This is a genomic window from Cupriavidus sp. GW821-FHT07C08 (genome assembly GCF_059419025.1).
Window position 1 is genome coordinate 1 of sequence record NZ_JBWKQZ010000008.1, and the last position, 13,799, is coordinate 13,799.

Genomic DNA, 13,799 nt, shown 5'->3' on the forward strand with positions numbered 1-13,799 from the left:
GCGCAGATATGCCTGCGACTGAAATCCAATACTGAAGGGGCTTGACAACCTCGCCCCCATAGAAGAACCCGTTTCAGCATGCAAAAGGGGCGCGAAGGCTGCTGCCGGGCCGCAGGGCTAGGCGTGGCCGACGCCGCGTGGTCATTCCACGCAAGGAGGCCGCAACAACGCCATGCGGCCCGGCAGCAGCCTTCCCTTCGGGTTCAAGCCAGGCGCGGCGCATGCGTCGTTGCGGGCCTTGACCTTGGAATGACCAAGGCCGGCGGCCCGCGCCTAGCCTGCGCCGCGCCTGGCTTGAACGCGTCCCCTTTTTCATGCTGAAACGGGTTCTTAGTCCAGCGTCGTCGCCAGCGCCTGCGGTCCCTGCGACAACTGCACCTTAAGGAACTCAAGGCACACGCGCATCCGCGCCGAGGCCGACGCCCGTGCGCTGGTCACGGCCCAGATATCGGCCGGCTGCTGCCAGTCCGGCAGCACGCGCACCAGTTCGCCGGCGCGCACCCTGGCGGCCACGTCCCAGACCGAAGCCATGATGATGCCGAAACCTTCCAGTGCCCACTGGTGGGTCACGTCGCTGTGGTTCGATGCCATCGGCCCGGTCACTTTCACGGTCTCCCAGCCGTCAGGCCCTTGCAGCCGCCATACGCCAAAGGCCTGGTCGCGTTCGCGCAGCAGCAGGCAGTCGTGCCGGGGCAGCTCGCCCGGGTGCTCCGGCATGCCGCGCCGCGCGAGGTAGGCGGGCGCGGCGCACAGCACGCGGCTGCCGCTGGCGATCTTGCTGGCGATCAGGTGCGGCTCCTCGACCTCGCCCACGCGGATGTCGAGGTCGAAGCTTTCGCCGATCAGGTCGACGCGCCGGTCGAGCAGCTCCAGCCAGACCTCCAGCCCCGGATGCTGCTGCCGCAGCCGCGACAGCACCGGTGCCACATGCCTGCGCCCGAGCCGCACGCTGGTGGCGATGCGCAGCAGCCCGCGTGGCTCGCCCCCGGTGGCACCCACGGCTTCCAGCATGCCGTCGACGTCTTCCAGGATCTTCTGTGCCCACGCAAAGGCGCTCTCGCCCTCGGCGGTCACGCTGACGCGGCGCGTGGTGCGGTGGAACAGCTTCGCGCCCAGCATGGCTTCGAGCATGGCGATGCGCTTGCTGACGTGGGCCGGCGAAATGCCGGTCTCGTTGGCGGCGGCGATAAAGCTGGCGCGCCGCGCCACCGTGCAGAACAGCCGCAGGTCCCGCAGGAACGGGTCATTGTTCGCCGTCAGCGCATTCTGAGTTTCCATGGCGGTCGATGATGGGATGAAGGGACTAACGATAGGCTATCGGCGATGGCCGCGCCAGCGCCGCGGCCGATTCAAGGAGACATGATGAAGACAGTACTGGTGCTCAACGGGCCCAACCTCAACCTGCTCGGCACCCGCGAGCCGGCAGTCTATGGCAGCGAAACGCTGGCGGATGTGGAGCGCATCTGCCAGGAAGCCGCGCAGCGGCTGGGGCTGGAAGCGCAATGCCGGCAGACCAACCATGAAGGCCAGCTGATCGACTGGATCCATGAAGCCGGGCGGCTGTGCGCGCAAGGGGAAATGGTCGGCGTGGTGCTGAATGCGGGGGCGCTGACGCATACGTCGATTGCGCTGCATGATGCGATCAAGGGCGCGGCGGTGCCGCTGATCGAGTACCACATCTCTAACGTGCACGCGCGCGAGGCGTTCCGGCATCACTCATGGATCTCGCCGGTGGCGCGGGCGGTGATGGCGGGGCTGGGGGTGAAGGGATATGCGTTGGCGGTTGAGGCGCTGGTGCTGGTGACAGCGGCCGCGGCTGAATAAACGGATGAAGCGGATGCCACCGCGCATTGGGCGTTGCGCGGCGGCATTCCCCATCAGAACTTGTGCCGCACCCCCGCCATCACCCCGATGCGCGACGCATTGCCATAAGTATTCCCACTGTTAGCAAACGTCGGCGAACTGTTCAACGCAATCCACTGCCCCTGCAGGTGGGTGTAGTCGACCTCCACATACACATCGGTTCGCTTGCTGAAGTTGTAGTCCAGCATGCCCGCCGTGGTCAGCCGCTTGCCCCCCTGCCCAGCATGGCGCAGCCAGTCGTACTGCAGCGTGCCGATGAACGCGAGCGCGTCGGTGATATTGAACCGCGTCCCGACATACCCAACATTGTTGCGATAGTCGGCCACATCGAGCCGGTTATTGGTGTAGCCGAGGTAATACTGCGCCCGCGCCGCCTTCCACGTACCGCCCAGACCCCACACCGTCTGCTTGCTGGCCAGCGCCGCCGGCACCGCGCCAAAGAAGGCCGAGGTCACGTTCTGCGTCTGCTGGTAGACCGCGCCGATCTCCAGCGGCCCTGAGCTGTAGACCAGCGACCCGGCCGCAGCCGAGCCGCTCTTGATGCTGCCCGGCACCTCGCCGAAGGTGTAGGCCGCTGCCACCTGCAGGCCGTTGAAGCTTTTGATGTACTTGACGGTGTTGTCGTAGCGCAGCCCGGTGTAGTTGCCGCCCTGATACCCGACGATGGAGTTGTTGGCGAAGGCCATGGCCTCGTAGGAGGAGAGCACCTCATGGGCCAGCGTGTACTGCCGGCCGAGCGCCAGCTTGCCGTAGCCGCCGTCAAGCCCGATCACCGCGGTGCGCCCGAACAGCCGCCCGCCCTGCTGGCTGGTGCCGGTGTCGGGCGCGAAGCCCGACTCCAAAATGAACCAGGCCTTGTTGCCGCCGCCGATATCCTCGGTGCCGCGCAGGCCCCAGCGGCTGCCGGTGAGCACGCCATCGGTCATCTGCGTGCGGCCGTGGCCGGCCGCGTCTTCATGGGTGCTGTAGCGGATAGTCGTATCCAGCAGCCCGTAGAGCGTGACGCCACCGGAAGTCTGGGCGAGCGCTGGCAGACTGCCCGCGCCCAGCGCGAGCAGCGCAATCATTCGTTTTTGCATTGGAGCTTTGTCTCTGTGTTTTATTGGCGGCGGGGCGAACGCCCCGCCGGGTCAGGCAACGTCGAAAGGCGTCAGGCGACTTCCGGCACCTTGCGCGGGGCGAGGAAGAACAGCCAGGTAAGCGCGATGAAGTAGGCGCAGGGGATCATCGTGAACAGCACCGCATAGTTGTTGTGCGTCGATGTCAGTACGTAGCCGACCAGCTGCGTCATGAACATGCCGCCGATGGCGCCAATCATCCCGCCGAAGCCGAACACCGAGCTGACCACATGCTTGGGCGTGTAGTCCATCACCATGCTCCAGATGTTCGCCGTCCACGCCTGGTGCGCACCGATCGCGACCGAGATCGCGGCCACGGCCATCCACAGGCTGCTGGCGCCGGCGGCCATCACCACCGAGGTGATGCATGCAGCGAAGATCAGCATCGACAGCAGGCGCGCACGCACCGCCGGCATGCCGCGGCTGATCAGCCACGACGACAGCGCACCGCCGCCCACGCTGCCCACATCGGCCGCGAGGTAGATCACAATCAGCGGCAGGCCCATCTGCGTGACGCTGATGCCGAGCTGGTACTGCTGGTTCAGGAACGGCGGCAGCCAGTACAGGTAGAACCAGAACACCGGCGCGGTGATGGCGTAGGCCAGGGCAAAGGCCCAGGTGCCGCGCATGCGCAGGATTTGCGAATAGCGGATGCGGTGCGGAGGCGGTTCGACGTCTTGCGTGATGTGGGCCAGTTCGGTGGCGCTGACGGTCGGGTGCTGTTCCGGGTTGTGGTAGCGGGCATACCAGAACGCCAGCCAGATCGCACCCAGCGAGGCGATGGCAATAAAGGCGGCCTGCCAGCCCCAGGCCTGCAGGATCAGCGGCAGCATGATCGGCGTAAGCATGGCGCCGACATTGGTGCCGGCATTGAAGATGCCGGTGGCGATGGCGCGCTCGCTCGCCGGAAACCAGATGCGCGTGGTCTTGACGCAGGCGGGATAGTTGGCCGCCTCCGACAAGCCAAGGAAGAAGCGGCAGATCATGAAGCCGACCGCGGACGCCGCAAAGGCATGGGCACCACACGCGATGCTCCACAACAGCACCGCCAGCGCAAACGCGCGCTTGACACCGACCATGTCGATGAACCGCCCCTGCAGCGCAAAGCCGATGGCGTAGCCCACCTGGAACCAGAAGTTGATATTGGCGTAGTCTTGCGCGGTCCAGGACATGGCCTTGGCCAGCACCGGCTGCAGCACGCCAAGGGCAGCGCGGTCGATGTAGTTCAGCGTGGTTGCAAAGAACACCAGCGCCAGCATGCCCCAGCGCACCTTGCCGAAGGCAAAGGCGGCGCGGATCTTGTCGCCGAGCGAGTTGCCGGGTGCCGCAGCAGCCGGCAGCTCCTTGTGAGTCGTGGTCATCTTGTCTGTCTCCACCGTTAGATTGGAAATGCTTGCCGGCGTGCCTTTATGGGATGGCATCCGCTCGGCTGTCGGCCAGGGCACGCGCCCTGCCCTCAATACCGGATCTGCGCAACCGCGCGCAGCGCTTCAGGTGTGGCCGTGCCGTAACCAAAGAACTCCAGGTAGGCCGGAATCATCTCGAACAGCATGTCGGTGCCCACCTGGACCTTGCAGCCGCGGGCCAGTGCGGCTTCAAGGAAGGGGGTGTATTCGTGCTTCATCACCACCTCGCCGACCATCGCGCCGGGGGCGATGCGCGCGACGTCGAACGGCAGCGGGTCGCCTGCGTGCATGCCGAGCGGGGTCGCGTTGACCACCACGTCGAAGCCTTGCGGATCGTCCGATCCGGTGCTCACGCGCAACGCCGGGTAATGCTCGGCCAGGCGGCGGGCCAGCGCACGCGCGGCGCCTTCGCGGGCATCGAACAGCGCCAGTTCCGCCACGCCGGCTTGCGCCAGCGAGGCGGCGATCGCGCTGCCCACGCCGCCGCTGCCGGAGACGATGGCGCGCGCGCCTTCCGGCCGGCAGCCCTTGCGCACGATGCCGCGCACAAAGCCGGCGCCATCGAACTGGTCGCCGACCAGCGTGCCGTCGTCGCGCCGCAGCACGGCGTTGCACGCACCGGCGATGCGGGCGGCCGGCGTGAGCTCGTCCACCAGTTCCAGCGTGGCGACCTTGTGCGGCATGGTCACGAGCGCGCCGCGGATATTGGTCAGCCGGAACAGGGAGCGGAACACTTCGGCATAGTCGTCGGGCTTGACGCCCATCGGCACCACCACCGCGTCGATGCCCTGCTGCGCGAACCAGGGGTTGTAGATCATCGGCGCCTTGAACGACTCCGTGGGATAGCCAAGGTGCGGGATAAGTGTGGTCTTGCCGTTGATCATGGTGTTGGTGAGCCTGGCGGCCGGCCCGGGTGCGTTTCGATGACCGGAGATTAGTGGCCTGCCGCCCGCCAGCCAAGCGCCCTTTACGCCATATTGCGCGATCAGTGAACGTGTATGCGCGATCAAGGCGCGCAGTTCGGGTTTCTACGAGGTGCTGCGACGCGCCGTCCAAACGCGGCCCGGCGGGGGCGCGTTGCTATGATCCGATCGTCGCCGCAATGGCCCGGCACCGCCCCCCATCGCCACCCAACAGGAGCAACGACAATGAGCGCCGCAGACGTCTCTTCCCCGCGCGCCGACGATTTCCAGACGTGGGACAACCCGCTCGGGATCCAGGGCTACGAGTTCATCGAATTTGCCTCGCCCGACCCGGCCGCGCTGGGTCGCACCCTTGAACGGTTCGGCTTCGCCGCCATCGCCCGTCACCGCCACAAGGCCGTGAAGCTGTACCGGCAGGGCGAGATGAATTTCATCGTCGATGCCGAGCCGGATTCGTTCGCGACGCGCTATGCCAGCGAGTACGGCCTGTCGATCTGCGCCATCGGCATCCGCGTGAACGATGCCGCGGCCGCCTTTGCCCGCGCGCTGGAAGCTGGCGCATGGCCCTTCGAGGGCGGCACCGTGGGGCCGATGGAGCTCAATATCCCCGCCATCCAGGGCATCGGCCAGTCGATCCTCTACTTCATCGACCGCTGGCGCGGCAAGGAAGGCCGGCCAGGCGACGTGGGCGATATCTCGATCTACGACGTCGATTTTCGCCCGTTGCCGCAGCCCGACAATGCGCCGGACGCGGGGCTGCTGCGCGTCGACCACCTGACCCAGGCCGTGGAGCAAGGCCATCTCGAGGAATGGCTGGACTTCTACCGCAAGGTGCTGGGCTTCCGCGAGCTCCAGCCAGCCAGCGGGGCGCACGCGCTGGTGTCGCCGCGCGGGCGCATTCGCATTCCGCTGTACGAGAAGGGAACGACGCGCCATGACCAGATGCGCCACTACCTGTCGGACCAGCACGGCGAGGGCATCCAGCATATTGCGCTGGCCAGCGCCGACATACTCGCCAGCACTGCTGCGCTGGAGGGCAACGGCGTGCAGTTTGTGCAGCCGCCGGCGGCCTACTACGATTCCGTCGACACGCGCCTGCCCGGCCATGGCCTGGACCTGGCCGCCCTGCAGCGCTACGGCATCCTGGCCGACGGCGCCATCCGTGCCGATCGCACGCAGGAGCGCTTCCTGCAGGCGTTCGTGAGGCGCGAGGCGGGCGAGTTCTTTTTCGAGATCGTCCAGCGCGACGGGCATCAGGGCTTCGGCGAAGGCAACCTGCCAGTGCTGGAAGCGCTGTCGGTGCGCTGACACGGCCCCCTTTACCAGCATGCAGCCCAGTCAAACCGCTCCCTGCTGAGCGCACCAGCTCGCACTTCCTCGCCGCCCCCTGAGGCGGCGGGCTCTTCACACTTCCCCTCATATTCGCCAGCGCCGGTGATCTCTCTCACCGGCGACCTGCTTGCCTGCCCGCCCCGGGCGCATCCCGATTTCCCCCTCCTCGCAGCGCGTATCAACGTCCTATAAATGGCGCCTACGACACCTCAATCGGATTTTTGTCTCATTTTTTCATTCGTTTCATTCCATAAATCAAAACTTCCTATTGACCAATCGGAGTCTTCCGCCTACATTTCCCCCAACAAGCAATTTTCCGGAACGTCTTGTTCCACTTTATAAGACCCTCATCAGGAGACAACGCCATGCGCGACCTCGATACCACCTCGAATCCCGCCGTTTCCGGTGGCTCGGCCGCCGCGAAGGAGAGCCAGGTCCCGGCCGGCCCGCAGACCATGACCCCGTCGGAAGCCTTCGTTGAAACGCTGGCCGCCAATGGCGTGACCGACATGTTCGGCATCATGGGCTCGGCCTTCATGGATGCGATGGACATCTTCGCGCCGGCGGGCATCCGCCTGATCCCGGTGGTGCACGAACAAGGCGCCGGCCACATGGCCGACGGCTACGCCCGCGTGTCGGGCCGCCACGGCGTGGTGATCGGCCAGAACGGCCCCGGCATCTCCAACTGCGTGACCTCGATCGCCGCTGCCTACTGGGCCCACAGCCCGGTGGTGATCGTCACGCCCGAGGCCGGCACCATGGGCATCGGCCTGGGCGGCTTCCAGGAAGCCAACCAGTTGCCGATGTTCCAGGAGTTCACCAAGTACCAGGGCCATGTCACCAACCCGGCGCGCATGGCCGAGTTCACCGCCCGCTGCTTCGACCGCGCCACCGCGGAAATGGGCCCGACCCAGCTGAACATCCCGCGTGACCACTTCTACGGCAAGGTCAACGTCGAGATCCCGCAGCCGCGCCGCCTCGACCGCGGCCCCGGCGGCGAGCAGAGCCTGAACGAAGCGGCCGAGTTGCTGGCCAACGCCAGGTTCCCGGTGATCATCTCGGGCGGCGGCGTGGTGATGGCCGATGCGATCGAAGAGTGCAAGGCCCTGGCCGAGCGCCTGGGCGCGCCGGTGGTCAACAGCTACCTGCACAATGACTCGTTCCCCGCCAGCCATCCGCTGTGGTGCGGCCCGCTGGGCTACCAGGGCTCGAAGGCGGCGATGAAGCTGATCTCGCGCGCCGACGTGGTGATCGCGCTGGGCTCGCGCCTGGGACCGTTCGGCACGCTGCCGCAGCACGGCATGGACTACTGGCCCAAGAACGCCAAGATCATCCAGATCGACGCCGACCACAAGATGCTGGGCCTGGTGAAGAAGATCTCGGTGGGCATCTGCGGCGACGCCAAGGCCGCCGCGGTCGCGCTGAGCCAGCGCCTGGCCGGCCGCACGCTGGCCTGCGACGCCACCCGCGACGCCCGCGCCACCGATATCGCCAGCGAGAAAGCCGCGTGGGAGAAGGAGCTGGACGACTGGACCCACGAGCGCGACCCGTACAGCCTGGACATGATCGAAGAGCAGAAGCAGGAGCGCACGCCCACCGGCGGCCAGTACCTGCATCCGCGCCAGGTCCTGCGCGAGCTGGAAAAGGCCATGCCGGAAGACGTGATGGTGTCCACCGACATCGGCAACATCAACTCGGTGGCCAACAGCTACCTGCGCTTCGAGAAGCCGCGCAGCTTCTTCGCGGCGATGAGCTGGGGCAACTGCGGCTACGCCTTCCCGACCATCATCGGCGCCAAGGTGGCGGCACCGCACCGCCCGGCCGTGTCGTACGCCGGTGACGGCGCCTGGGGCATGAGCCTGATGGAAACCATGACCTGCGTGCGCCACAACATCCCGGTGACCGCGGTGGTGTTCCACAACCGCCAGTGGGGCGCGGAGAAGAAGAACCAGGTGGACTTCTACAACCGCCGCTTTGTGGCGGGCGAGCTGGACAACCAGAGCTTTGCCGACATCGCCAAGGCGATGGGTGCCGAAGGCATCGTGGTGGATCGGCTGGAAGACGTGGGCCCGGCACTCAAGCGCGCCATCGACCTGCAGATGAATCATGGCAAGACCACGATCATCGAGATCATGTGCACGCGTGAGCTGGGCGACCCGTTCCGCCGCGATGCGCTGGCCAAGCCGGTGCGTTACCTAGACAAGTACAAGGACTACGTCTGAGTCTGAGCCTGTACAGGCGCCCCGCTTGCGATCGGTTTGCTCCCTCTCCCGCTTGCGGGAGAGGGTTGGGGTGAGGGCGGGGATCTCCACGAAGTTCCGCCTGGTGGCATGCCACCGCCTGCCCTCACCCCCTGCCCCTCTCCCGCACGCGGGAGAGGGGAGCACACCGCAAGCATGACAAGGGCTCCGGCCCTTTTTTCCGTTTCTGAAGCCATCCAACCATGAAAGCCATCCTCCGCATCATCGACCGCGCCCGCGCCGCGCCCCGCCGCATCGTGCTGTGCGAGGCGGAAGACCCGCGCATCCTGCAGGCCGCGCAGCGCGCCACGCAGGAAGGCGTCGCGCGCATCGTGCTGGTCGGCAACACGCGCCAGATCAACGCCGCCGCGGCCATCCACGGTATCGGGCTGGACGGCATGACGCTGGTCGATCCATCGACCTCGGCGCTCGCGCCGTCGTTCGCGCAGCAACTCTTTGCGCTGCGCCAGAAGAAGGGCATGACGCTCGATGAAGCCAAGCGCGCCGTACTCGATCCGCTGTGCTTCGCAAACCTGATGGTGCGCCTCGGCCACGCCGACGGCTCGGTGGCGGGCGCCGACCATACCACCGCCGACGTGGTGCGCAACGCGATCCAGCTGGTCGGGCTGGCACCCGGCTTCCGGCTGGTGTCGAGCTTCTTCCTGATGATGCTGTGCGAGCCTTTCCACACGCTCAAGGGCGGGCTGATCTTCTCCGACTGCGGGCTGGTGGTGGATCCGGATGCCGATGCGCTTGCCGATATCGCCATGGCCGCGGCCGACAGCGCACGCACGTTGCTGATGGAAGAGCCACGCGTGGCCATGCTGTCGTTCTCGACCAGCGGCAGCGCCAGCCATGCGGCGGTGGACAAGGTGGTGTCCGCCACCGAGCGCGTGCGCGCGCAACGCCCGGGCCTGGCCATCGATGGCGACGTGCAGCTCGATGCCGCCATCGTCGCCGAGATCGCCGCGCGCAAGGTCGCGCATTCGCAGGTGAACGGCCACGCCAACGTGCTGGTGTTCCCCAGCCTGGAGGCCGGCAATATCGGCTACAAGCTGGCCGAGCGCGTCGGTGGCGCCAAGGCCATCGGGCCGATGCTGCAGGGGCTGAACAAGCCGGCCAACGACCTCTCGCGCGGCTGCAGCGCCGACGATGTGTTCCATGTCATCGCCGTCACCGCGGTCCAGGCGCAAGCCACCGCGGAACAGGCCGGCAAGGGCGAGCAGGCGGCGGCATGAAGGCAGAACTGTTGTTGCCGCTGCTGGGCCTGCAGGCCCTGCTCGGCGCCGGCACCTATTTCCAGACGGTGACCGGCTTTGGCCTTGGCATGATCGTGATGGGCGTCACCAGCGGGCTGGGGCTGGCACCCGTGGCCACCGTGGCCGCGGTGGTGAGCCTGGTCACGCTGGCCAACAGCGCCTGCGCCCTGCCAGGCAAGCTGCAGCATATCGACTGGCGCGCCGTCGCCGCGGCGGCCATCGGCATCCTGCCGTCGGTAGTGGTCGGCGTGCTGGTGCTGGAGTACCTGAGTTCCAGCGCAGCCACCCTGCTGCAGCTGCTGCTGGGCGCCGTGATCCTGTATGGCGGCCTCAGCGCCGCGCTCAAGCCCGCGCCGCTGGCGCAACGCTCCGGCGACGGCACCTTCTTTGTCAGCGGTGTTTTCGGCGGACTGCTGAGCGGCATGTTCGGCGTCTCCGGCCCGCCGCTGATTTTCCAGTTCTACCGGCAGCCAATGAAGCCGGTAGAAATCCGTTGCGCGCTGATCCTGGTCTTTACCGTGACCTCCACCGTGCGCACGCTGTTCTCGGCCTGGCAGGGGCAGCTCGATGCCGCCGTGTGCGTGCAGGCCGCCATCGCCGTGCCGGTGGTGGTGATCGCCACGCTGCTGGGCCGGCGCTTTCCGCCGCCGTTCTCGCCGGCCACGACGCGCAGGGTGGCGTTCGGGGTGTTGATCGGGATCGGGGCCAGCCTGATGCTGCCGGCGATTTCGGCGTGGGTGCTCTAAGGGCGCGCGCGCCCTTAGAGCCGGGACCGGCCTCAGGCGATTGAGCCTGCGGGCTGCGCCAGCGGCGCGGTCTCTTCCTTCTCCCCGCCGCCGCCCGCCTGCCCCAGGTCCATGCCGGTAGTCTCGGGCAGCAGCACCGCGGCGACCACTACCATCGCGTAGCCGACTCCCGCCACGATGGCGATCGCGCTCGGCAGCGAGGTGTGCCCCGTACTCAGCCACCCTACCGAGAGTGGGAACAGCGAGCCGATGACCCGGCCGGCGTTATACGAAACGCCATACCCCGTTGCCCGGATATCGTTGGGATAAGACTCCGAGATGGTCGCGCCGATTCCCGCGAACACGCCCTGCATCAGGATGCCGAGCGGGAAGCCAAGGAACAGCATCGACGTATTCGACACCGGGATCACCATATAGACCAGCGCGGCCACGAACGCCCCGACCGCGAAGGCGATGTAGGTCAGCCGCCGGCCCCAGCGGTCGGTGGCGTAGGCGCCCGCCACGTAGCCGATCAGTGAGCCGATGATGGTGACCGCCAGGTAGGAGCTGGTGCCGAACACCGACAGGCCGCGCTCGGTCTTGAGGAAGGTCGGCAACCACGTGGCGATGGCGTAGTACGCGCCCAGCATCCCGCCGGAGAGCAGGCTGCACAGCAAGGTCTTGGACAGCAGCGGCCCACGGAACAGCCGGCCCAGGCCTGCCAGCGCCGTCCCCTGCCGGCCGGCGGCCCGGCTCTTCAGGAAGATTTCCGGCTCTTCCAGGTTGCGGCGCAGGTACACCACCACCAGCGCCGGCAGGATGCCGAGGAAGAAGCAGACCCGCCACGCCGTCTCCGCCGGCAGCACGCTGAAGGTGATCGCGTACACGATGGCGGCCGCGCCCCAGCCGAAGGAATAGCTGCTGGCGGTAAAGCCCGAGTATTTGCCGCGATGGGCCGGATTGCGGATCATCTCCGTCACCAGCACCATGCACAGCGACGACTCTCCGCCAAACCCCAGGCCCTGGATCATGCGGAACAGCATCAGCTGCTCCGGCGACTGCGCCAGCCCGCACAGGAAGCAGGCCCCCGCGAACACCACGATGGTCCAGCGCAGCACCCGCACGCGCCCGTAGCGGTCGGCCAGGATGCCGGCCCCGATCGCACCAACCAGCGACGACACCAGCGTCCAGGTGACGATGGCGCCCGCTGTCGACTTGCTCATGCCCCATTGCCCGAGCAGCGTGGAGATAAGGAACGAATAGATCATGAAGTCGAAGACATCGACCGCATGCCCAAGGAACGCGCCATAGAAGCCCTTGCGCTCCATGCGCGACAAATCACGGAACCAGTCGAACATGATCCCTCCCTGTGGTGTGTGTAGTTTGGTGGCTTAGTTGTTGTGATCCGCCGGCAAAACAGACGGCCGCGGCGGCGGCCGGAAAGCGTGGCCCGCGTCTTCCAGCAGGCTGGCAAAGCGCAGCGCGGTGAGATCCCGGTAGCGGCCGGCGACGATCTGCACGCCGACCGGCAGGCCACTGGTGCCCGGCCCGATTGGCGCGACCGCCGAAGGCAGCCCGCACAGCCCGGAATGGCCGGCCCAGAACAATTGCGTGGTCATCGGCTGCGCGCGGCCGTTGACGGTGAGGCTGCGCTGCCAGGGCTCGCCGGCCTCGTCCAGCGCGAAGGCCGTGGTGGCTGCGGCCGGGCACAGCAGCACGTCATAGGTGGAGAAGAAGCGCCGCCACGCGGTGGCAAAGCGTTCGCGGACCACCTGCAGCCGCAGCCAGTCGCGATGGCTCAGGGTCGCGCCGGTGTACTGGAGGGTGGCGTAGGCATGGTCGTCCGCGGCGGCTGTGGCGGTGCGGTTCAACGCATCGGCATAGGCCGCATCGTCCATGTGCACCGCGGTGGTCGCGCGCAGCAGCGTCACGTAGACGTGCCACAGTTCGGCCGCATCGAAATCCGGCCGCACATGCCAGTCCACGCGCGCGCCCTGCCCGGCCAGCCAGTCGCCCAGTTTTTCGATCTGCGCGGCGACCTCGCCGTCGGCTTCAGCCTGCGCATGGGTGGGCAACACCGCGACGCGGAAGTCGGCCAGACTTCGGTGCGGACACTCTGGCAAATCAAGGCGATAGGACAGCGCCTCGTCGCCGTGCGGGCCGGCGATGGCGCGCAACACCGGCTCCAGGTCGCGCGCGCTGCGGGCCAAGGGGCCGGCGACATTGATGTCCTGTTCGCCGAAGCGCGCCGGACCCACCCCGTGTCCTGCCAGCGGCACCAGGCCATGGCTGGGCTTGAGCGAGAAGATGCCGCAGTAGTGGGCCGGATTGCGCAGCGAGGAGCCGATATCGGAGCCCACATCGAAATACGACAGGCCGGCGCACACCGCCGCCGCGCTGCCGCCGGACGAGCCGCCCGGCGTGCGCGACGGATCGTGCGGATTGCGGGTGGTGCCGTAGATGGCGTTGTAGCTTTGCCAGTCACGCAGGCCGAGCGGGATGTTGGTCTTGCCGAGCAGGACGGCGCCGGCATCGCGCAGGCGCTGCACTACTACGGCGTCGCGCTTGGCCGCATGGCCCTGCATGGCCGGATTGCCGCAAGTGGTCGGCCAGCCGGCGACGTCGAACGATTCCTTGACCGAGAACGGCACGCCATCGAGCACGCCGCGCGCTTGCCCGGCCCGGCGCCGCCGGTCGCTTTCCAGCGCCGCGGAGCGGGCGGCATCGAAATCTGACAGCACCAGCGCATTGATGATGCCGTGCCAGTCGTGCCACGCGGCTTCGCAGCCATCCACCAGTTCTACCGCGGAGACTTCGCCGGCGGCGAGCCGCTGTGCCACCTCCCACAACGGCGGAAAACGGCCGGGAGCCCGGTCGGACAGGTTCACATCGACTCCTTGTCATAATCCGAGCCGGCAGCGGCGCGGTGGGGG

Annotated in this window: 11 protein-coding genes; 5 read left to right on the forward strand and 6 right to left on the reverse strand. The window is 67.1% G+C overall.

The window, feature by feature from the left end; all coding sequences use genetic code 11:
- Nucleotides 1-330 precede the first annotated feature (330 nt).
- Nucleotides 331-1,278: a LysR family transcriptional regulator gene (locus AC07UK_RS12365; RefSeq protein WP_436225084.1), complete on the reverse strand. Its 948-nt coding sequence runs from the start codon at nucleotides 1,276-1,278 to the stop codon at nucleotides 331-333.
- Nucleotides 1,279-1,362: 84 nt separating this feature from the next.
- On the opposite strand from AC07UK_RS12365, the gene aroQ reads away from it, so the two are divergent.
- A complete protein-coding gene (aroQ, locus tag AC07UK_RS12370; RefSeq protein WP_013953462.1) occupies nucleotides 1,363-1,824 on the forward strand; it encodes a type II 3-dehydroquinate dehydratase in 462 nt (153 codons plus the stop codon).
- Between the two features lie 53 nt (nucleotides 1,825-1,877).
- Here aroQ and AC07UK_RS12375 read toward each other — a convergent pair whose 3' ends face one another.
- The 3 genes from AC07UK_RS12375 to AC07UK_RS12385 form a co-directional block, all read right to left on the reverse strand.
- Entirely contained in the window at nucleotides 1,878-2,942 is a 1,065-nt protein-coding gene (locus AC07UK_RS12375; protein ID WP_436225083.1) for a porin, read from the reverse strand.
- A 71-nt stretch (nucleotides 2,943-3,013) separates the two neighbouring features.
- Nucleotides 3,014-4,342 (reverse strand): MFS transporter, encoded by a 1,329-nt coding sequence (locus tag AC07UK_RS12380; protein ID WP_436225082.1) that lies wholly within the window; start codon nucleotides 4,340-4,342, stop codon nucleotides 3,014-3,016.
- Nucleotides 4,343-4,437: 95 nt separating this feature from the next.
- A complete protein-coding gene (locus AC07UK_RS12385; protein ID WP_479940036.1) occupies nucleotides 4,438-5,271 on the reverse strand; it encodes a shikimate dehydrogenase family protein in 834 nt (277 codons plus the stop codon).
- Nucleotides 5,272-5,535: 264 nt separating this feature from the next.
- On the opposite strand from AC07UK_RS12385, the gene AC07UK_RS12390 reads away from it, so the two are divergent.
- The 4 genes from AC07UK_RS12390 (at nucleotide 5,536) to AC07UK_RS12405 (ending at nucleotide 10,887) form a co-directional block, all read left to right on the forward strand.
- Complete coding sequence (locus AC07UK_RS12390; RefSeq protein WP_494686421.1) at nucleotides 5,536-6,618, forward strand: 4-hydroxyphenylpyruvate dioxygenase family protein; 1,083 nt, start codon at nucleotides 5,536-5,538, stop codon at nucleotides 6,616-6,618.
- Between the two features lie 479 nt (nucleotides 6,619-7,097).
- Nucleotides 7,098-8,864, forward strand: coding sequence for a sulfoacetaldehyde acetyltransferase (gene xsc / locus AC07UK_RS12395; protein WP_436225369.1), 1,767 nt, complete (start codon nucleotides 7,098-7,100; stop codon nucleotides 8,862-8,864).
- Nucleotides 8,865-9,085: 221 nt separating this feature from the next.
- A complete protein-coding gene (gene pta / locus AC07UK_RS12400) occupies nucleotides 9,086-10,120 on the forward strand; it encodes a phosphate acetyltransferase (protein WP_494686420.1) in 1,035 nt (344 codons plus the stop codon).
- Complete coding sequence (locus AC07UK_RS12405) at nucleotides 10,117-10,887, forward strand: sulfite exporter TauE/SafE family protein (RefSeq protein WP_011617520.1); 771 nt, start codon at nucleotides 10,117-10,119, stop codon at nucleotides 10,885-10,887. Before pta ends, AC07UK_RS12405 begins: the two co-directional genes overlap by 4 nt.
- Nucleotides 10,888-10,919: 32 nt before the next feature.
- On the opposite strand, the gene AC07UK_RS12410 is transcribed toward AC07UK_RS12405, so the two are convergent.
- Nucleotides 10,920-12,224 (reverse strand): MFS transporter, encoded by a 1,305-nt coding sequence (locus tag AC07UK_RS12410; protein WP_436225078.1) that lies wholly within the window; start codon nucleotides 12,222-12,224, stop codon nucleotides 10,920-10,922.
- A gap of 33 nt (nucleotides 12,225-12,257) precedes the next feature.
- Nucleotides 12,258-13,754: an amidase gene (locus tag AC07UK_RS12415; protein WP_494686419.1), complete on the reverse strand. Its 1,497-nt coding sequence runs from the start codon at nucleotides 13,752-13,754 to the stop codon at nucleotides 12,258-12,260.
- Nucleotides 13,755-13,799 lie beyond the last annotated feature (45 nt).

Excerpts from the sequence above, each read along its gene's own strand:
- AC07UK_RS12365 (WP_436225084.1), bottom strand. The coding sequence starts at position 1,278 with ATGGAAACTCAGAATGCGCTGACGGCGAACAATGACCCGTTCCTGCGG.
- AC07UK_RS12410 (WP_436225078.1), bottom strand. The coding sequence starts at position 12,224 with ATGTTCGACTGGTTCCGTGATTTGTCGCGCATGGAGCGCAAGGGCTTC.
- AC07UK_RS12405 (WP_011617520.1), top strand. The coding sequence starts at position 10,117 with ATGAAGGCAGAACTGTTGTTGCCGCTGCTGGGCCTGCAGGCCCTGCTC.
- AC07UK_RS12390 (WP_494686421.1), top strand. The coding sequence starts at position 5,536 with ATGAGCGCCGCAGACGTCTCTTCCCCGCGCGCCGACGATTTCCAGACG.
- AC07UK_RS12375 (WP_436225083.1), bottom strand. The coding sequence starts at position 2,942 with ATGCAAAAACGAATGATTGCGCTGCTCGCGCTGGGCGCGGGCAGTCTG.
- AC07UK_RS12380 (WP_436225082.1), bottom strand. The coding sequence starts at position 4,342 with ATGACCACGACTCACAAGGAGCTGCCGGCTGCTGCGGCACCCGGCAAC.
- xsc (WP_436225369.1), top strand. The coding sequence starts at position 7,098 with ATGACCCCGTCGGAAGCCTTCGTTGAAACGCTGGCCGCCAATGGCGTG.
- AC07UK_RS12385 (WP_479940036.1), bottom strand. The coding sequence starts at position 5,271 with ATGATCAACGGCAAGACCACACTTATCCCGCACCTTGGCTATCCCACG.
- pta (WP_494686420.1), top strand. The coding sequence starts at position 9,086 with ATGAAAGCCATCCTCCGCATCATCGACCGCGCCCGCGCCGCGCCCCGC.
- aroQ (WP_013953462.1), top strand. The coding sequence starts at position 1,363 with ATGAAGACAGTACTGGTGCTCAACGGGCCCAACCTCAACCTGCTCGGC.